This window comes from Arthrobacter sp. J156 (assembly GCF_056172865.1).
Genome location: NZ_CM149650.1, coordinates 1,322,560 through 1,340,274, shown reverse-complemented (window position 1 = coordinate 1,340,274; position 17,715 = coordinate 1,322,560). Strand labels below are relative to the sequence as shown.

The window sequence follows — 17,715 nt, the reverse complement described above, 5'->3', positions numbered from 1 at the left end:
GTGTCCCCAACCCCCGTCCGGCGAAATGATGATAGGCTCGAATTCCGTGGTGCAGCGAACTTTTTCCCGTAATTCCCGGTCCTCCGAAACTACCAAGCAGATCTTCGTCACCGGTGGCGTGGCCTCCTCCCTGGGCAAGGGACTGACGGCCTCGAGCCTCGGTCACCTGCTCCGGGCGCGCGGCCTCTCCGTCACCATGCAGAAGCTCGACCCCTACCTGAACGTCGATCCAGGGACCATGAACCCGTTCCAGCACGGCGAGGTCTTCGTCACGGACGACGGCGCCGAGACGGATCTCGACATCGGCCACTACGAGCGGTTCCTCGACGAGAACCTCGATGGCTCCGCGAACGTGACGACCGGCCAGGTCTACTCCGCGGTCATCGAGAAGGAACGCCGCGGCGACTACCTCGGCGACACCGTGCAGGTCATCCCGCACATCACCGACGAGATCAAGCGCCGCATGCGCCTCCCGGCGGAGTCCAAGAAGGCCCCCGACGTCATCATCACCGAGATCGGCGGCACGGTGGGCGACATCGAGTCGCAGCCGTTCCTCGAGGCCGCCCGCCAGGTCCGCCAGGACGTCGGCCGCGGCAACGTCTTCTTCGTCCACGTCTCCCTCGTGCCCTACATCGGCCCGTCGCAGGAGCTGAAGACCAAGCCGACCCAGCACTCGGTCGCCGCCCTGCGCTCCATCGGCATCCAGCCCGAGGCCCTCGTCATCCGCTCCGACCGCGAGATCCCCGCGGATATGCGCGAGAAGCTCGGCCGCACGTGCGACGTCGATCCGGAAGCGGTCATCAACTGCGCCGACGCGCCGAGCATCTACGACATCCCGGTCAAGATCCACGAACAGGGACTCGACGCGTACATCGTCCAGTCGCTCGGACTGAAGTTCAAGGACGTGAACTGGTCCAAGTGGAACAAGCTCCTCGACGCGGTCCACCACCCCAAGCACCACGTGGAGGTCGCGCTCGTCGGCAAGTACATCGACCTCCCCGACGCCTACCTCTCCGTGACCGAGGCGCTGCGCGCGGGCGGCTTCGCCAACAAGGCCAAGGTCGCGATCCGCTGGGTCCCGTCGGACGACTGCGCGACCCAGGAGGGCGCGGCGGCGGCGCTGGCGGGCGTCGACGCGATCTGCGTCCCCGGCGGCTTCGGCATCCGCGGCCTCGAGGGCAAGCTCGGCGCCCTGCGGTTCGCCCGCGAGAACGGGCTGCCGACGCTCGGCCTGTGCCTGGGCCTGCAGAGCATGGTCATCGAGTACGCCCGCAACGTCGCCGGACTCGCCGGGGCCTCGTCCACGGAGTTCGAGCCGGAGACCGAGTTCCCCGTGATCGCCACCATGGAGGAGCAGCTGGAGATCGTCGACGGCAAGGGCGACCTCGGCGGCACGATGCGCCTGGGACTCTACGACGCCGTCCTTGCGGACGGCTCGGTCACGGCCAGGACCTACGGCAAGGCCAAGGTCGCCGAGCGCCACCGCCACCGCTACGAGGTCAACAACGCGTTCCGCGCCCAGCTCGAGGAGCACGGGCTCGTGTTCTCCGGGACGTCGCCGGACGGCGGGCTCGTCGAGTTCGTCGAGCTTCCGGAGTCCGTCCACCCGTACTACGTCTCGACGCAGGCGCACCCCGAGCTGAGCTCCCGTCCGACGCGGCCGCACCCGCTCTTCTCGGGCCTCGTCAAGGCCGCCCTCGCCCACCAGAAGGCCGGGCGGTAGCCATGGCGTCCGGCAGCGGCGGGGTCCGTGACGAGGTCACGCCCCGCCGCGTGCTGTCCTCCCGCACCGTCTACACGGGGCGGGTCTGGGACGTCGTGCAGGACAGCTTCGAGTACCCGGCCGCCGCCGTGCCGCTCGTCCGCGACTACATCGACCACCCCGGCGCCGTCGCCGTCGTCGTCCTGGACGAGCAGGACCGCGTGCTGCTCATCAGCCAGTACCGGCACCCCGTCGGCATGACGCTGTGGGAGGTTCCCGCGGGCCTGCTCGACGTGGACGGGGAGGACCCGCAGGCCGCCGCGGCGCGCGAGCTCGCGGAAGAGGCGGACCTGACCGCGGCCCGGTGGGACGTGCTCGTGGACGTCTTCAACTCGCCGGGATCCTCCTCCGAGGCCATCCGGATCTTCCTGGCCCGCGGCGCGTCGGAGGTGCCCCTCGAGCAGCGCCACGTCCGCACCGACGAGGAAGCGGACATGGACACCGCCTGGGTCCCCCTCGACGACGCCGTGCGCGCCGTCCTCGACGGCCGCGTGCACAATCCCTCGGCCGTCGCCGGAATCCTGGCCTGCCGCGCAGCGTCCGCCGACGGCTACGCCTCGCTGCGCCCGGCCGACGCGCCGTGGGAGGCGCACCCGCGCCGGCGCACGCCGGAGACCGGCGCGCCGGCGGCACCGTGAGCACGGCCGGGGCGCCCGCCGCCCCCCGCTTCGAGCTGGGTTCGACCGGCCCCGGACGGCAGATGGCCGCCTACCTGCAGCACCTCGCCGTCGAGCGGGGCATGGCCGTGAACACCGTCGCCGCCTACCGGCGCGACCTGGTCCGCTACGCCTCCTACCTCGAGGCCCAGGGGATCCGGGACGCGTCCGCGGTGACGGAAGGGCTCCTGACGGGCTTCGCCCAGGCGCTCCGGGACGGCTCCGACGGCGGCACGCCCCTCGGTCCGCGTTCGGCGGCCCGCTGCGTGGTGGCCGTCCGCGGGCTGCACCGCTTCTGGGCGCTCGAGGGGACGACCCCGGACAACGCCGCGGCAGAACTCCACCCGCCCGCCGCCGGGCGGCGCCTGCCGAAGGCGATCAGCGCCGCCGACGTCGCCGCGATCCTCGAGTCCGTGCCCACCGAGACCCCGGGCGGCCTCCGCGACCGCGCCCTGCTCGAGTTCCTCTACTCGACCGGCGCCCGCATCAGCGAGGCCGTCGGGCTCGACGTCGACGACCTGCACCTCGAGCGCCCGGACGACGGCCCCGCCGTCGTCCGCCTCTTCGGCAAGGGATCCAAGGAGCGGATCGTCCCGCTCGGGTCCTACGCCGCCTCCGCGCTCGAGGGGTACCTCGTCCGCGGCCGGCCCGGCCTGGCCGCCAAGGGCCAGGGGACGCCCGCCCTGTTCCTCAACCTGCGCGGGGGCCGGCTCAGCCGCCAGTCCGCGTGGAGCATCCTCAAGGCCGCCGCGGAACGGGCGGGCATCACCCGCGACGTCTCCCCGCACACCCTGCGCCACTCCTTCGCGACGCACCTGCTGGAGGGCGGCGCGGACGTCCGCGTCGTCCAGGAGCTCCTCGGCCACGCCTCCGTCACCACGACCCAGGTCTACACCCTTGTCACGGCCGACACCCTGCGCGAGGTCTACGCGGCCGCGCATCCCCGGGCCCTGCGCTCCGGGACCTAGACTGGGCCGATGAGCACCGACGTCGTCCTCTGCCTCGCGCTGCGCCGCGGCGACGGGGGCCCCGAGGTCCTGCTCGGGGACAAGCTCCGCGGCTTCGGCAGCGGCAAGACCGTGCTGCCGGGCGGCAAGATCGAAGCCGGGGAGACCCCGGCCCACGCGGCGGCCCGGGAACTCGCCGAGGAAACGGGCCTCGAGGCGGACCCGGACGAGCTCACCGACGTGGCCACGATCCGCTTCGAGTTCCCCTCCCGCCCCGCCTCGGACATGCGCTGCACCGTGCTCCTGGCCCTCCGCACGCGCGGGACGCTGCGGGACTCCGCCGAACTGCGCCCCGCCTGGTATGCCGTGGACGGGCTGCCGGCAGCGCGGATGTGGGAGGACTCCGCCCGCTGGCTCGGCCCGCTCATCGCCGGCCGGCGCCTCGACGTCCACGTCGTGCTCGCCGAGGACAACGAATCCGTGGCCGCCTACACCGCCGTCGAGCGCCCCTAGCCGTCGTGCCACCGGGCGACGGTTCCGGCGGGCCCCAGAGGGGAGAATGGGTGCATGCATGAGCAGCGGCACGCGGGCCGGCGGCGGGCGGCCGACCCGCCGGGCCACCCCGCCGATCGACCGGCCGACGGCCTGGTCGACCGCGTGGCCGATGCAGTGCGCGCCGACGCCTCGCGGCTGCAGCGGCTCGTGGAGGACGCGGCCTCGGCCGGCGGCGGAACGGAATCCGTCCACGACGCCCGCTCGGCCGTCCGCCGGATCCGCAGTGCGCTCGAGGTCCTCGGCCCCGCCGAGGCCGGGAGGCGCCTGACGGCCCTGAAGCTCCTCGGCCGCGCGCTCGCCGGTCCCCGCGACGCCGAGGTACTCGCCGCGCGGCTGTCCCAGCGGGTGGCCGAGGCCGCCGAGGCGGGCGTCGCAGGCGCCGTGCCGTCCGCTCCCGCCCGCGCCGGAGCCCGCGGGGCCTTCGCCGCCTGGCTGGCCACCGCCGAGGGGCGCTCCACGGTTCGTGCGGCCGCCGACCCCGGCGGATCCGCCGTCGACGGCCCGGGGGAGGAGGCCGGGCAGCGCGGGCCCGGGACGGGCTCCCCGGACGTGGCCGCGGCGCTCGAGCGGCAGCGGGCCCTCGTGCTGCGCCTGGCGGAGGAGGCCGAGGCGCTGGCCGCGGCGCCCGTCCGCTCCAGCGTCCGCTCCGGCCCCGGCTGGAAGGCCGCCGAGGGCACCGGCCCCGACCGGGACGCAGCCGAAGGGGCCCGGGAGGAGGCGCTCCACGCGGTCAGGAAGGCCGCGCGCCCTGCGCTACGCCCTGCAGGCCGCGGGTCCCGGCGCGGTCCCCTCCGCCGCCCGGCAGGAACGGGCGGCGCACGCGATCCAGGAAGCGCTGGGGGACCACCTCGACGGTCGCGCCCTCCTGGCCCACCTGGCAGCGGAAGGCGGCGGCACCGGCGTCGTCCGCTGGATCAGGACCCGGGAGGAGGCCCTCGGCCGGGACGCGCTGAAGCGCTACCGGAAAGCCCTCGGGCGCCTGTCCTCGCCCGAGGGGAGGAAGACGCCCGGGGAGGAGCCGGGGGATCAGACCGAGCGCTGATCCGGTCCGTTGTAGGCCGAGAGCGGCCGGATCAACGAGTTGGAGGCCCGCTGCTCCATGATGTGGGCCGTCCACCCGGTGATCCTCGCCGCGATGAACAGCGGCGTGAACATCTCCGTGTCGAAGCCCATGAGGTGGTACGTCGGGCCGGCCGGGTAGTCGAGGTTCGGCTTGATGTCCTTCGCCTCGCCCATCGCCTGCTCCAGGCCGTCGTAGAGCCCGAGGATCTCATCCCGGCCGTAGTGGGCGATCATGGCGTCGAGCGCGGCCTTCATCGTCGGGACCCGGGAGTCGCCGTTCTTGTAGACGCGGTGGCCGAAGCCCATGACCTTCTTCTTCTGCGCCAGCGCGTCCTCCATCCAGGCACGCGCCCGGGCGGCCGCCTCCTCGCGCGGCTCGTCCTGGCGGATGCCGATCTCCTCGAAGGTGTGCATCACGGCCTCGTTCGCGCCGCCGTGCAGCGGCCCCTTGAGGGCGCCGATCGCCGCGGTCACGGCGGAGTGCAGGTCCGAGAGCGTCGAGGTGACGACGCGGGCGGTGAAGGTGGAGGCGTTGAAGGAGTGCTCCGCGTAGAGGATCATCGAGACCCGGAAGGCGTCGACGACCTCGGGGGCGGCCTCCTGGCCGAAGGTCATCCAGAGGAAGTTCTGCGAGTAGTCCAGGTCGGCGCGGGGCTCCACGGGGTCCAGTCCCCGGCGGCGGCGCTGGTCGTAGGCGACGACGGCCGGGAACTTCGCCAGAAGCGACTTCGCCTTGGCCAGCTCGGCCTCCGGGGAGGAGTCCGGCGCGAGCGGGTGGTTGGCGCCGAGGACGGAGACGGCGGTCCGCCCCACGTCCATCGGGTGGCAGTCCAACGGCAGCAGGTCGATCGCCGCCTTGACGTTCGCGTCGAGGGAGCGGTGTGAACGCTCGAACTCCGTGAAGTCCGCCAGCTCCGCGGCGTCCGGCAGCTCGCCCGTCCACAGGAGCAGCGCGACGTCCTCGAAGCCCTTCGAGGCGGCGAGCTCCTGCACCGGATAGCCGCGGTAGAGCAGGGAGTTGGTGTCCGGATTGACCTTGGACACGGCCGTGTAGTCCACGACGACACCGGCGAGGCCCTTCTTGATGTCTGGCTCGGTCATGCTGTGCTCCTTCTAGGCGTTGGTCGTGCCGTCGGTGTCGAGGCCGGGGACCCGGAAGTTGAAGATCCCCGCGTCGAAGCCGTTGTAGCCCTCGTAGTCCACTAGCTCATACAGCCGGGCGCGGGTCAACATCTTCCCGACCTCGGCCTCCTGGGTCCCGTCGGCGCGGATGGCCTCGAGGACCCGCTCCGCCGCGCCCATCGCTGAGCGGAGCAGGGTGACGGGGTAGATCACGATCGCGACGCCGGCATCGGCCAGCTCCTCGCGGCGGAACAGGGCGCTCTTGCCGAACTCGGTCATGTTGGCCAGGACGGGGACGTCGACGGCACGGCAGACGGCCTCGAACTCGTCGACGCTGCGCATCGCCTCCGGGAAGATGGCGTCCGCGCCCGCGTCCACGAGGGCCCGGGCCCGGTCGATCGCGGCCTCGAGCCCGTCGACGGCGCGGATGTCCGTCCGGGCCATGATGAGGAAGTCCGGGTCGCGGCGCGCGTCGGCCGCCGCTGCGACGCGCTTGAGGGCCGTGTCCAGATCGACGACGCCCTTGCCGTCGAGGTGGCCGCAACGCTTGGGGTTGACCTGGTCCTCGATGTGCAACCCGGCCAGGCCCGCGTTCTCCAGCTCCTGGACCGTGCGGGCCACGTTCATGGGCTCGCCGAAGCCCGTGTCCGCGTCCACGATCGCCGGCAGGTCCGTCATCCGCGCGATCTGTCCGGCGCGCTGCGCGACCTCGGTGAGGGTCGTCAATCCGATGTCCGGCAGGCCGAGGTCGTTGGCGAGGACGGCGCCCGAGATGTAGACGCCGTCGAAGCCCTTCTCCCCGATGAGCCGGGCCGAGAGGGGATTGAAGGCCCCCGGGAACTGCAGCCCCGCGCCCGGGACGAGCGCCTCGCGCAGGGCCGCCCGCTTGGCCTGGGGCGTGGTGGTGGAATACAACATGGCTAGAACAGCCCCTTCGGCGCGGCGGCGAGGTCGACCACGCCGGGTGCGGCGACGACGTTGAGCTGGCCGAGCTCGCCGGCGGCGAGGTTCGGCAGGTTCTCGGCCGCGGCCAGGAAGCGTTCGATCTCCGCCTCCTCGACGAGCCCGGCGGCCAGCGTACGGAACTTCTGGATGTACTGCTCGCGGCCGAACGGACGGGCGCCGAGCGGGTGGGCATCGGCGACCGCGATCTCGTCCGCCAGGACCGTCCCGTCCTTCAGCGTGATCTCCACGGAGCCGCCGAAGGCCTTCTCGGCGATGTCGAGCGAGTGGTAGCGGCGGGTCCACTCGGGATCCTCCTGCGTGGCGACCTTGCCCCACAGCTCGACCGTGTCGGGCCGCCCGGCCCGCTCCGGGGCGTAGGAGTCCACGTGGTGCCACGCGCCGTCCTGCAGGGCCACGGTGAAGATGTACGGAATCGAGTGGTCCAGCGTCTCGCGCGAGGCGGTGGGGTCGTACTTCTGCGGGTCGTTCGCGCCCGAGCCGATGACGTAGTGGGTATGGTGGCTCGTCTTGATCAGGACGGAGGCCACGTTGGCCGGGTCGGCGGCCTCCGGGTGCTCGCGGTGCAGCTTGCGGGCCAGGTCGATCCAGGCCTGGGCCTGGTATTCGGCCGAGTGCTCCTTGGTGTAGGTGTCCAGGATCGCCCGCTTCGGCTCGCCGGGCGCCGGCAGCGGGACCTCGTAGGCGGCGTCCGGGCCGTCGAGGAGCCAGGCGATGACGCCGTCCTCGCCTTCGTAGATCGGAACGGGCGAGGTCTGCCCGCGCATGGCCCGGTCGGCGGCCTCGACGGCCATCTTGCCCGCGAAGGCGGGCGCATGGGCCTTCCACGTCGAGATCTCGCCCTTACGCGACTGCCGCGTCGCCGTCGTCGTATGCAGGCCCTGCCCGACGGCCTGGAAGATGGTCTCGACGTCGAGGCCCAGCAGGGTGCCGATCCCGGCCGCCGCCGACGGGCCGAGGTGGGCCACATGGTCGATCTTGTGCCGGTGCAGGCAGATCGCCTTGACCAGGTCGACCTGGATCTCGTAGCCGGTCGCGATGCCCCGCACCAGGTCCGCGCCCGAGGCCCCGACGTGCTGGGCGACGGCGAGGATCGGGGGGATGTTGTCTCCCGGGTGCGAGTAGTCGGCGGCCAGGAAGGTGTCGTGGTAGTCGAGTTCGCGGACCGCGACGCCGTTGGCCCACGCGGCCCACTCGGGGGAGGCCGTGCCCTCGATGCCGAAGACGGCGGAGCCGGAACCGCCCGTGCTGGGGGCATGGGCGAGGGCCTGGGCGCGCGCGGCGACGATGGGGGCGCGGTTGAGCGAGGCGACGGCGACCGAGGCGTTGTCGATGACGCGGTTGACCACCATCTCGACGACGTCGGCGTCGACGGCGACGGGATCCGCGGCGACGACGGCGATCTTGTGCGCCAGCTGGTGTTCGCGGGGCAGCTGCTCTTCGGAGCGGTAGACGCGGACGGGGTGGTTGATCATGGGGTGTCCTTCCGGGGGATGGAATGGGTCTTGATGTGGTCGAGGCTGTGGTGGAGGTGCAGGTGGGTCGCCGAGGCGGCCAGTTCCGGGTCGCCGGCGGCGACGGCGCGGGCGATCACGGCGTGCTCGTGGGCCGAGGCCCGCAGCCGGGCCGGGTCGTCGAACGCGAGCCTCCGCAGCCGGGCGAGGTGGACGCGCAGCGCGCGCAGGGCCTGCAGCAGATAGGGGTTCGCCGCCGCCTCGTCGAGCGCCTCGTCGAGCGCCGCGGCCAGCCCGTAGTACCTTTCGACGGCGTCCGGGCCGTCCAGCGCGACGCCGGAGAACTCCGTCGCGAGCTCGGCGAACCGCGCGCGCTGCGTGCCGCGGGCGGCCGCCCGGGCCGCGGCGACCTCGAGGGCGCGGCGCAGCTCGAAGAGGTGGTCGACGTGGTCGAGCGACACGTCGGAGACGACCGTCGCGCGCCCGCGCTGCTGGACGGCCAGCCCGTCGGCGACGAGGCGCGCCAGCGCCTCGCGCAGCGGCGTGCGGGAGACCCCGAGGCGCGCCGCCTGCTCGACCTCCCCGAGGACGTCGCCGGGGCGCAGCCGCCACTCGACGATCTCCTCCCGGAGGGCACTGTAGGCCCGATCGCTCGCCTTCATGCCGCCAGTGTATACATATCCTCGACTCCTGCTCCACCAAACCGCTCCGTTCGGCGCGTTTAGGCGGCCATTCGGCGAAATGTGTATACAAAAGATGGTGTCGGGTGTGGCGTGCGTCATAGTCTGGAATCCTCACGGACCGCATCAAGGAGGCCGCACCATGACCCCGAGCTACGCCGACGTCCACCGCCGCGCCGCCGAGGACCCCGAGGGGTTCTGGTTCGAGGCGGCCGCAGGGATCGACTGGGACCGGGTCCCGGCGCGGGCCCTGGACGATGCGCGCGCGCCGATCTACCGGTGGTTTCCGGAGGGCCGGCTCAACGTCTGCGCCAACGCGCTCGACCGCCACGTGGCCGCCGGCCGGGGCGGGGAGACCGCCCTCGTCTACGACTCGGCGGTACTCGGCACGGCCCGGCGCTTCAGCTACGCCCAGCTGCTCGAGGAGGTCGCCCGCTTCGCCGGCGTCCTCGCCGGGCGCGGGGTCGGCCCCGGGGACCGCGTCCTGCTCTACCTGCCCATGATCCCGCAGGCGGTCATCGCGATGCTCGCCTGTGCTCGGCTCGGCGCGGTGCACTCGGTCGTCTTCGGCGGCTTCGCGCCCAAGGAGCTCGCCGCCCGCATCGACGACGCACAGCCGGACGTCGTCGTCACCGCTTCCGGCGGGATCGAACCGTCCCGCCGGGTGGAGTACCTGCCCGCCGTCGACGAGGCGCTGCGGCTGGCCCGGCACGCAGTGTCCACGGTCGTCGTCCACCAGCGCCCGGGATTCGCCCACGAGCTCGGCGACTTCGGGGGTGCCGGCGCCGACTGGATGGACTGGGAGGCGCTCGCCGCGGAGGCCGCCCCGGCCGACCCCGTGCCCGTCGACGCATCCCACCCGCTCTACATCCTCTACACCTCCGGCACCACGGGAGCGCCCAAGGGAATCGTCCGCGACAGCGGCGGCTACGCCGTGGCCATGGACTGGTCCATGCGCAACATCTACGGAGTCGGCCGGGGGAGCACGATGTTCACGGCGTCCGACGTCGGCTGGGTCGTCGGCCACTCCTACATCGTCTACGGACCGCTCATCGCCGGCGCCACGACCGTGCTCTACGAAGGCAAGCCCGTGGGCACCCCGGACGCCGGCGCCTTCTGGCGCGTGGTCCGCGACCACGCCGTCGACGTCCTGTTCACCGCCCCCACCGCCCTGCGGGCCATCCGCAAGGCCGATCCGGAGGCGGCCCTGCTCTCGCCTGAAGACACGGCGACGCTCCAGCGGCTCTTCGTCGCCGGCGAGCGCCTCGACCCCGGTACCTATGAGTGGGCCCTCGGGATCCTGGGCGTGCCCGTGATCGACAACTGGTGGCAGACCGAGACAGGGTGGCCGATCGCGGCCACTCCCGCGGGCCTCGAGCTGATCGCGCGCCGACCCGGTTCGCCCGGGGTCCCCGTCCCGGGGTACTCCGTCGAGGTCCTGGATCCCGGCGGCCGGCCGGTGGGGCCGGGGCGTGAGGGGAACATCGCGCTGCGCCTCCCGCTGCCGCCGGGCACGCTGGCGACGCTGTGGCGCGACGACGACCGCTTCGTCGACTCCTACCTCTCCCAGTTCCCGGGCTACTACGCCACGGGGGACTCGGGCTACCTCGACGCGGACGGATACCTCTACGTCATGGGGCGCACCGACGACGTCATCAACGTCTCGGGCCACCGGCTCTCCACGGGCGCCATGGAGCAGGCGCTCGGGGGACACCCCGCCGTCGCCGAGTGCGCCGTCGTCGGTATCCGGGACGCGCTCACGGGGCAGCGGCCCAGCGGCTTCGTGGTGCTCAAGCACGGCGTCCGGGCTGATCCGGAGCTGATCGCCGGGGAGCTGATCGCCCGCGTGCGTTCGGAGATCGGGGCCGTGGCCGCGTTCAAGGAGGTGCGGATCGTCGAGGCCCTGCCCAAGACGCGCTCGGGCAAGATCCTGCGCAAGACGATCCGGCAGATCGCCGACGGCGACGAGTACACCGTACCGTCCACGATCGAGGACCCGGCGGTCGTCGGCGGGCTCGTCGAGCTGCTGCGCGGCGGACGTCCGTAGGCGCCCGGGGGCCTCAGCGCAGCCAGAGGTACTCGAATTCGGGGCGCCCCCGGGTCCCATGGCGCGGCTGCTTGTCCGCCCGCCCGTCCGCGGCCAGGTGCTCGAGGTAGCGCCGCGCCGTCACCCGGGACATCTGGAGCCGGTCCGCGACCTCCGTGGCCGAGAGCGGTGAACCGTCCTGCCTCAGCAGTCCCGCGACGGCCCCCAGGGTCTCGTTGATGAGGCCCTTGGGCAGCACCGGGGGAGCGGCCGTGCGCAGCGCCGCGAAGGCGCTGTCGATCGAGTCCTGCGTCGCCGCGGACCCGCTGTCCGCGAGGTTGAGCCGGTAGCCGCGGAAGTTCTCGAGCTTGTCCCGGAACGCGGCGAACGTGAACGGCTTGATGAGGTACTGGGTGATGCCGGCGGCGACGGCCGTGCGCACGACGGCCAGCTCGCGCACCGCCGTGATGGCGATGATGTCCACCGTGTCGCCGCGCCCGCGGATCCGCCGTGCCACGTCGAGGCCGTGGAGGTCCGGGAGGTTCATGTCCAGCAGCACCAGGTCCACGGCCCGCCCGGATTCCGCCTCCCGCCGCAACAGCTCGAGCACCTCGCCTCCGGTGTGCGCGATCCCGGCCACCGCGAAGCCGGCGACCCGGCCGACGTAGTCAGCGTGAGCGGCCGCGGCGATGGGCTCGTCGTCGGCGACGAGGACGCGCAGCGGTGCGGTCCCGTCCCCGATGCCGGGCGTGCCGCCGCCCGCCGGGGCCGGCCCCGGGTTCACGGCGTCCCCCGTCCCGGGACGCCGACGGGGAGCGTCGCGGTGAAGATGGCCCCGCCGTCGTTCTCGATCTCGAGCGTCCCTCCGAGCCGGTGGACGGCCTGGCGGACGAGGGCGAGCCCGAGGCCGCGCGGCGCCCCGCCGGACGCGGGGCCCTTGCCCGAGACGCCGAGCCGGAGGAACTCCTCGATGTAGTCGGGATCGATCCCCGGGCCGGAGTCCGCGACGGAGATCGACAGCAGCCCGTCGCCCACGGAGAAGTCGGCCCACACACGGCGGGCGGCGGAGCCGGCGGCGGCGTCGAAGGCGTTGTCCAGGAGGTTCCCCGTCACGGTGACGAGGTCGCGGGCGTCGAGGACGTCGGCCGGCAGGTCCCCGGAGGCGGTCAACGTGAGCTCGATGCCGCGTTCGTGCGCCTGCGCGGCCTTGCCGACGAGCAGGGCGGAGAGGAACGGCTCGTCGATGGAGCGGACCACGCCGTCGGTGAGCCGCTGTGAGGCCTGCCGGTCCTGCACGGCGAAATCCAGCGCCTCCCGCTCGCGCCCGAGCTCGATGAGCGAGGCCACCGTGTGCAGGCGGTTGGCATGCTCGTGGGCCTGGGCGCGCAGGGCCTCGGTGAGCGTGCGCATGCTCTCCAGCTCGCCGCTGAGCGATTCGATCTCCGTGTGGTCCCGCAGCGTCGCGATCGTTCCCGGGCCGGGCGGCCGGCCCCCGCGCGCGAGGCCGAAGGGCAGGCCGAAGCGCCCGGGCCCGTCCGGCGCGCTCGCCGGCTGCTGGCCGACGACGAGGATCCGGCCGTTGCCGACGTGGATCTCGTCCCGGACCCGGCGCCCGCTGCGGAGGAGCTCGTCGATCGTACCGGGCAGGCCGAGCTCGGCGACGGGCGTGGGCTTGAGGCTCCCCACGGGCGGCAGGCCGAGCAGGACGGCCGCGTGGTCGTTGTAGAGCACGAGCCGGCCCTCGGGGGAGACGAGCAGGAGGCCCTCGCGCACCGAGTGCAGCGCCGAGTCGTAGTAGGAGAAGAGCCGTCGCAGCTCCTCCGGGCCCAAGCCCAGGGTCGTGCGGCGCAGGTAGCCGCTGACCGCGAGGGAGAACACGCCGCCGAGGGCGATCGAGGCGGCGGCGACCCCGGCGATCTGCGGGATCGAGGCCGCCTGGGCGATCGAGAGCGACTGCAGCGTCACGCCGACGGCGACGAGGGCGACGACCCCACCGCCGTCGCCCCGGACCGGGACGATCGCGCGGACGGAGGGGCCGAGGGTCCCGGCGTAGTCCTCCGTGTGGGTCCGCCCGGCCAGGGCCTGCTCGATGCTGCCGATGTATTCACGGCCGATGTTCCCCGGCAGCGGATGCGTGTAGCGCCTGCGGTCGGTGTCCATGATGGTGACGAAGTCGACGTCGGCGGAATCGAGCAGCTCCAGGGCGTAAGGCTGCAGGAGCGCGGAGGGGTCCGGTCCCTGGACGGCGTCGATGACGAACGGGTCGTGGGCGAGCGTCGCTGCGATGCTGAGCGAGCGGTCTGCGGAGGCGTCGTGCAGCTGCCGCTCCGCCGTGGCGTAGCTGGCCATGCTCAGGGCCGCGGCGACCGCCGTGACGAGGACGAGCTGCCACAGGAACAGGCGTGCCGCCAGGCTCATGGCACCTCCCTTCCGCCGGCCCTCCGGGCCGTGTTCAGTATGAACGCAATCGTGAGCGGCGTCACGGCGCGGGCGAGGATGTGATGCAGGACATCACACCCCACCAAGGAGCATTCCCATGGCAACGACGCCCACCGAAGCCGCCGGCCGTCCCGGCACGCCGGACGCCGCGCCGGCCCGCAAGAAGGACCGCACGCACTGGCTCTACATTATGGTCATCGTGGCCGTCGTGCTCGGCGCGGCCATCGGCCTGGTCTTCCCCGAGGCGGGAAAGGCCCTCAAGCCCCTCGGCACGGCCTTCATCGCCCTGATCAAGATGATCATCGCGCCCGTCATCTTCTGCACGATCGTCCTCGGCGTCGGATCGATCGCCAAGGCGGCCACGGTCGGCAAGGTCGGCGGCCTGGCGCTGTTCTACTTCATCGCGATGTCGACGTTCGCCCTCGCGATCGGATTGCTCGTGGGCAACCTCATCCACCCGGGCGAGGGGCTGCGGCTCCAGCCCTACGAGGCCGCCGCGGGCGGCGAGGAGAGCGCCACGGTGAAGTTCCTCCTCGAGCTCATCCCCGGAGACATCCCGGTGCTGCCGACGCTCGTGCTCGCGCTCCTCGTGGGCTTCGCCCTGCAGTCGATGGGCAAGGCCGGAGAGCCGGTCCTGACCGGCATCAAGCACCTCCAGGGCGTCGTCTTCAAGCTCATGATGATGATCATGTGGGCCGCGCCGGTCGGCGCCTTCGGCGCGATCGCGGCCGTCGTCGGCGCGACGGGATGGGCGGCGATCGGTTCCATGGCCGTCCTGATGGGTGCGTTCTACCTCACCTGCGCCCTGTTCATCGTCGTCGTCCTCGGCGGCATCCTGAAGGCCGTCACGGGCCTGAACATCTTCGCGCTGCTGAAGTACCTGGCCCGCGAGTACCTGCTGATCTTCTCCACCTCCTCCTCCGAGTCGGCGCTGCCGCGGCTCATCGCCAAGATGGAGCACGCGGGGGTCTCGAAGCCCGTCGTCGGCATCACGGTCCCCACGGGCTACTCCTTCAACCTGGACGGGACCGCGATCTACCTGACCATGGCCGCCCTCTTCGTCTCCACCGCGATGGGACTGCCGATGAACCTCGGCGAGCAGATCGGGCTGCTCGTGTTCATGATCATCGCCTCCAAGGGCGCTGCCGGCGTCACGGGCGCCGGGCTCGCCACCCTCGCCGCGGGGCTGCAGGCCCACCGGCCGGATCTGCTCGACGGCATGGGCGTGATCGTGGGCATCGACAAGTTCATGTCCGAGGCCCGCGCGCTGACCAACTTCACGGGCAATGCCGTCGCGACGCTCCTGATCGGCACGTGGACGCGGGAGATCGACAAGGAGCAGGCCCGCGAGGTGCTCGCGGGGAACCGCCCCTTCGACGAGCTCTCGCTCGAGCCCGACGCCCACTGACGGCCCCGGCAATCCGCGGAAACCCTCCAGTTCAGGTTCAAGGTCAAGGCTCGCCGTGGGAGGCGCGTGGTGCGCGGCGGCGGCCCGGCCGGGGCTTAACCTAGGAGGCAGGCAGTACACCCACAATCAACGAACGGAAGCGTGGTTATCACCGTGAGCGAGGAAAAGGGTTCGCGTACCCGGACGGCAGGCCTGTTGAAGGAACCGCCGGTCATGGGAGCGACGGGCCGCCCGCTGACACAGTTCCCGGAGCCGGCGCCGCTGGCCGGCCACGGGCCCGCACGCATCATCGCGATGGTGAACCAGAAGGGCGGGGTCGGCAAGACCACCTCGACCATCAACCTGGCCGCCGCGCTCGCCGAGTACGGACGCAAGGTGCTGCTCGTCGACTTCGACCCCCAGGGGGCCCTGAGCGCCGGGTTCGGGACGAGCCCGCACGAGCTCGACACCACCGTCTACAACGTCCTGATGGAACGCAAGACGGACATCCGCGACGCCATCATGACCACCGAGGTCGACGGCATCGACCTCCTGCCGGCGAACATCGACCTGTCGGCCGCGGAGGTCCAGCTCGTCAACGAGGTCGCCCGCGAGCAGGTCCTGGACCGCGCCCTGCGCAAGGTCTCCGACGACTACGACGTCATCCTCATCGACTGCCAGCCCTCGCTGGGGCTGCTCACGGTCAACGCGCTGACCGCCGCACACGGCGTGATCATCCCGCTCACGGCCGAGTTCTTCGCCCTGCGCGCCGTCGCCCTGCTCGTCGAGACCATCGAGAAGGTCCAGGACCGGCTCAACCCCTCGCTGCAGATCGACGGGGTGCTCGCCACGATGTACGACGCCCGCACCCTCCACAGCCGCGAGGTCGTGGGCCGGCTCCTCGAGGCCTTCGGCGACAAGGTCTTCGAGACCGTCATCAAGCGGACCATCAAGTTCGCCGACGCCAACGTCGCCGCCGAGCCGATCACGAGCTACGCGAGCAACCACCCGGGGGCGGAGTCCTACCGCACCCTGGCCAAGGAGCTCATCAGCCGCGGGGGCGCCCCGTAATGACCCCGGCCCGGGTGCGGTCCGCCCGCGCCGAGCCCGGCCCGCAGGACGCGGCCGAGCCGGCGCGAACGGGACCCGACGCGCCCGGGGCGGGATTCGCCGTCGTCCTGGACAACTTCTCCGGCCCCTTCGAGGTGCTGCTGAACCTCATCGGCAAGCGGCAGCTGGACATCACGGAGATCGCGCTCGCCGAGGTCACCGACGAGTTCATCGCGTACCTGCGGGGGCTGCGGGAGCGCATCGGCGACAAGGCCCTGGACGAGACGACGCATTTCCTCGTCGTCGCGGCCACCCTGTTGGACCTCAAGGCCGCCCGCCTGCTGCCTTCGGGCGAGGTCGAGTCGGAAGAGGACATCGCGGTGCTCGAGGCCCGCGACCTGCTCTTCGCCCGCCTGCTGCAGTACAAGGCGTTCAAGGCCGTGGCCGCCGAGCTGGGCCGGCGCCTCGACGCGGAGGCCGGCCGGTACCCGCGGCAGACCACGCTCGAGCCGGAGTTCGCGGCCCTGCTGCCCGAGCTGCTGTGGAGGACGAGCCCGGCCGAGTTCGCGGCGATCGCGGAGAAGGCCCTCGCGCCCAAGCCGGTGCGCGCGACCGAGGTGGGGCTCGAGCACCTCCACGCGCCGCCCGTGAGCGTGCGCGAACAGGCGGAGCTCCTCGCGGGAATGCTCCGCGGCGGCGGGGCCCGCAGCTTCCGCTCGCTCACGCGGGACGCCGGGGGGACGCTCGTCGTCGTCGCCCGCTTCCTCGCGCTGCTCGAGATGTTCCGGGACCAGGTGGTCGCCTTCGAGCAGGCGGCGCCGCTCGCTGAACTCCTCGTGCGCTGGAGCGGGGACGGCAGCGGATGGACGCCGGCGGACGCGGTCGAGGAGTACGACGCCGGGGCGCGGCCCGCGTCCGCGGAACGGGAAGGGACGCGATGAGCGCGGAAGGGACGAGGACCGGAACGAAAACCACGGCCGGCACCGGGGAAGAGGAGTTCGACGTCCGGGACGTCCCAGGCGGGGTGCGGGCCGGCGTCGAGGCGGTCCTGATGGTGGTGGACGAGCCGGTGTCCGTGCTGCGGCTCGCCAGCGTCCTGCAGGTCCCCGCCCAGGAGGTGCTCGACGAGCTGGAGGCGTTGCGGACCGAGTACGCCGACGGCCGCGGATTCGAGCTGCGCGAGCTCGCCGGCGGCTGGAGGATCTTCTCGCGGCGTGATCTTGCTCCCGTCGTCTCCCGCTTCGTGGTCGATGGCCAGACCGCGCGCCTGACCCAGGCCGCGCTCGAGACCCTGGCCGTCGTCGCGTACCGCCAACCCGTCTCCCGGGCCCGGATCGCGGCGATCCGCGGGGTCAACGTGGACTCGGTCGTCCGCACGCTCTCGTCCCGCGGACTCATCGAGGAGGCGTCCACGGATCCGGAGACCGGGGCGCTGCTGTACCAGACCACCTCGCATTTTCTGGAAAGATTGGGGATCGGCAGCGTTTCCGAGCTGCCGCGGCTCTCGCCGCACCTGCCCGGGCTCGACCAGCTCGGCGAGTTCGACGACGGGTCCGCCTAGCCGCGGCGCCCGGCACGGGTGCCGGGCTTGAGCACGGCAGCACCGTAGGCG

General features: G+C 72.4%; 16 protein-coding genes and 1 pseudogene. 10 read left to right on the top strand and 7 right to left on the bottom strand.

Annotated features, from left to right (window positions below; all coding sequences use genetic code 11):
• The first annotated feature begins 28 nt into the window (after positions 1–28).
• The 5 genes and pseudogenes from AC0QR5_RS06205 to AC0QR5_RS06185 all read left to right on the top strand — a co-directional run.
• Entirely contained in the window at positions 29–1,723 is a 1,695-nt protein-coding gene (locus AC0QR5_RS06205; protein ID WP_329863644.1) for a CTP synthase, read from the top strand.
• A 2-nt stretch (positions 1,724–1,725) separates the two neighbouring features.
• On the top strand, positions 1,726–2,400 hold the full coding sequence (locus AC0QR5_RS06200) for an NUDIX hydrolase (protein ID WP_329863645.1): 675 nt from the start codon (positions 1,726–1,728) through the stop codon (positions 2,398–2,400).
• Complete coding sequence (gene xerD / locus AC0QR5_RS06195; protein ID WP_430633829.1) at positions 2,397–3,386, top strand: site-specific tyrosine recombinase XerD; 990 nt, start codon at positions 2,397–2,399, stop codon at positions 3,384–3,386. The genes AC0QR5_RS06200 and xerD overlap by 4 nt, the downstream gene beginning before the upstream one ends.
• Before the next feature lie 9 nt (positions 3,387–3,395).
• Positions 3,396–3,878 carry an 8-oxo-dGTP diphosphatase gene (locus AC0QR5_RS06190; protein ID WP_329863646.1) on the top strand — a complete coding sequence of 161 codons (483 nt, stop codon included), beginning with the start codon at positions 3,396–3,398 and terminating at the stop codon, positions 3,876–3,878.
• A 54-nt stretch (positions 3,879–3,932) separates the two neighbouring features.
• Positions 3,933–4,607: pseudogene (locus AC0QR5_RS06185) on the top strand (CHAD domain-containing protein); the annotation flags it as partial.
• Between the two features lie 43 nt (positions 4,608–4,650).
• Here AC0QR5_RS06185 and AC0QR5_RS06180 read toward each other — a convergent pair.
• The 5 genes from AC0QR5_RS06180 to AC0QR5_RS06160 all read right to left on the bottom strand — a co-directional run bounded on the left by AC0QR5_RS06180 (position 4,651) and on the right by AC0QR5_RS06160 (position 9,183).
• Entirely contained in the window at positions 4,651–4,794 is a 144-nt protein-coding gene (locus tag AC0QR5_RS06180) for a hypothetical protein (RefSeq protein WP_329863647.1), read from the bottom strand.
• 152 nt (positions 4,795–4,946) lie between these two features.
• Positions 4,947–6,083 (bottom strand): bifunctional 2-methylcitrate synthase/citrate synthase, encoded by a 1,137-nt coding sequence (locus AC0QR5_RS06175; RefSeq protein ID WP_329863648.1) that lies wholly within the window; start codon positions 6,081–6,083, stop codon positions 4,947–4,949.
• 12 nt (positions 6,084–6,095) lie between these two features.
• A complete protein-coding gene (gene prpB / locus AC0QR5_RS06170) occupies positions 6,096–7,022 on the bottom strand; it encodes a methylisocitrate lyase (protein ID WP_329863649.1) in 927 nt (308 codons plus the stop codon).
• Positions 7,023–7,024: 2 nt separating this feature from the next.
• Complete coding sequence (locus AC0QR5_RS06165; protein WP_329863651.1) at positions 7,025–8,542, bottom strand: MmgE/PrpD family protein; 1,518 nt, start codon at positions 8,540–8,542, stop codon at positions 7,025–7,027.
• Positions 8,539–9,183: a GntR family transcriptional regulator gene (locus AC0QR5_RS06160; RefSeq protein WP_329863653.1), complete on the bottom strand. Its 645-nt coding sequence runs from the start codon at positions 9,181–9,183 to the stop codon at positions 8,539–8,541. The genes AC0QR5_RS06165 and AC0QR5_RS06160 overlap by 4 nt, the downstream gene beginning before the upstream one ends.
• Before the next feature lie 160 nt (positions 9,184–9,343).
• Here AC0QR5_RS06160 and AC0QR5_RS06155 point away from each other — a divergent pair, with 160 nt between their 5' ends.
• Entirely contained in the window at positions 9,344–11,248 is a 1,905-nt protein-coding gene (locus tag AC0QR5_RS06155; RefSeq protein WP_329863654.1) for an AMP-binding protein, read from the top strand.
• Positions 11,249–11,261: 13 nt separating this feature from the next.
• On the opposite strand, the gene AC0QR5_RS06150 is transcribed toward AC0QR5_RS06155, so the two are convergent.
• Positions 11,262–11,969 (bottom strand): response regulator, encoded by a 708-nt coding sequence (locus AC0QR5_RS06150; protein ID WP_430633831.1) that lies wholly within the window; start codon positions 11,967–11,969, stop codon positions 11,262–11,264.
• Positions 11,970–12,007: 38 nt separating this feature from the next.
• Positions 12,008–13,645: a sensor histidine kinase gene (locus AC0QR5_RS06145; protein WP_329863657.1), complete on the bottom strand. Its 1,638-nt coding sequence runs from the start codon at positions 13,643–13,645 to the stop codon at positions 12,008–12,010.
• A 118-nt stretch (positions 13,646–13,763) separates the two neighbouring features.
• On the opposite strand from AC0QR5_RS06145, the gene AC0QR5_RS06140 reads away from it, so the two are divergent.
• The 4 genes from AC0QR5_RS06140 (at position 13,764) to scpB (ending at position 17,664) form a co-directional block, all read left to right on the top strand.
• Entirely contained in the window at positions 13,764–15,074 is a 1,311-nt protein-coding gene (locus tag AC0QR5_RS06140; protein WP_329863659.1) for a cation:dicarboxylate symporter family transporter, read from the top strand.
• 153 nt (positions 15,075–15,227) lie between these two features.
• Complete coding sequence (locus tag AC0QR5_RS06135; RefSeq protein ID WP_430633827.1) at positions 15,228–16,124, top strand: ParA family protein; 897 nt, start codon at positions 15,228–15,230, stop codon at positions 16,122–16,124.
• Positions 16,124–17,044 (top strand): segregation and condensation protein A, encoded by a 921-nt coding sequence (locus AC0QR5_RS06130; RefSeq protein ID WP_329863664.1) that lies wholly within the window; start codon positions 16,124–16,126, stop codon positions 17,042–17,044. The genes AC0QR5_RS06135 and AC0QR5_RS06130 overlap by 1 nt, the downstream gene beginning before the upstream one ends.
• Positions 17,041–17,664: an SMC-Scp complex subunit ScpB gene (scpB, locus tag AC0QR5_RS06125; protein ID WP_329863665.1), complete on the top strand. Its 624-nt coding sequence runs from the start codon at positions 17,041–17,043 to the stop codon at positions 17,662–17,664. Before AC0QR5_RS06130 ends, scpB begins: the two co-directional genes overlap by 4 nt.
• Positions 17,665–17,715 lie beyond the last annotated feature (51 nt).

What these genes read in the sequence shown, in the direction of transcription:
- AC0QR5_RS06145 (WP_329863657.1), bottom strand. Translation starts at nt 13,645, where the DNA reads ATGAGCCTGGCGGCACGCCTGTTCCTGTGGCAGCTCGTCCTCGTCACG.
- prpB (WP_329863649.1), bottom strand. Translation starts at nt 7,022, where the DNA reads ATGTTGTATTCCACCACCACGCCCCAGGCCAAGCGGGCGGCCCTGCGC.
- AC0QR5_RS06140 (WP_329863659.1), top strand. Translation starts at nt 13,764, where the DNA reads ATGGCAACGACGCCCACCGAAGCCGCCGGCCGTCCCGGCACGCCGGAC.
- AC0QR5_RS06200 (WP_329863645.1), top strand. Translation starts at nt 1,726, where the DNA reads ATGGCGTCCGGCAGCGGCGGGGTCCGTGACGAGGTCACGCCCCGCCGC.
- AC0QR5_RS06155 (WP_329863654.1), top strand. Translation starts at nt 9,344, where the DNA reads ATGACCCCGAGCTACGCCGACGTCCACCGCCGCGCCGCCGAGGACCCC.
- AC0QR5_RS06160 (WP_329863653.1), bottom strand. Translation starts at nt 9,183, where the DNA reads ATGAAGGCGAGCGATCGGGCCTACAGTGCCCTCCGGGAGGAGATCGTC.
- AC0QR5_RS06175 (WP_329863648.1), bottom strand. Translation starts at nt 6,083, where the DNA reads ATGACCGAGCCAGACATCAAGAAGGGCCTCGCCGGTGTCGTCGTGGAC.
- AC0QR5_RS06165 (WP_329863651.1), bottom strand. Translation starts at nt 8,542, where the DNA reads ATGATCAACCACCCCGTCCGCGTCTACCGCTCCGAAGAGCAGCTGCCC.
- AC0QR5_RS06205 (WP_329863644.1), top strand. Translation starts at nt 29, where the DNA reads ATGATAGGCTCGAATTCCGTGGTGCAGCGAACTTTTTCCCGTAATTCC.
- scpB (WP_329863665.1), top strand. Translation starts at nt 17,041, where the DNA reads ATGAGCGCGGAAGGGACGAGGACCGGAACGAAAACCACGGCCGGCACC.
- AC0QR5_RS06190 (WP_329863646.1), top strand. Translation starts at nt 3,396, where the DNA reads ATGAGCACCGACGTCGTCCTCTGCCTCGCGCTGCGCCGCGGCGACGGG.
- AC0QR5_RS06130 (WP_329863664.1), top strand. Translation starts at nt 16,124, where the DNA reads ATGACCCCGGCCCGGGTGCGGTCCGCCCGCGCCGAGCCCGGCCCGCAG.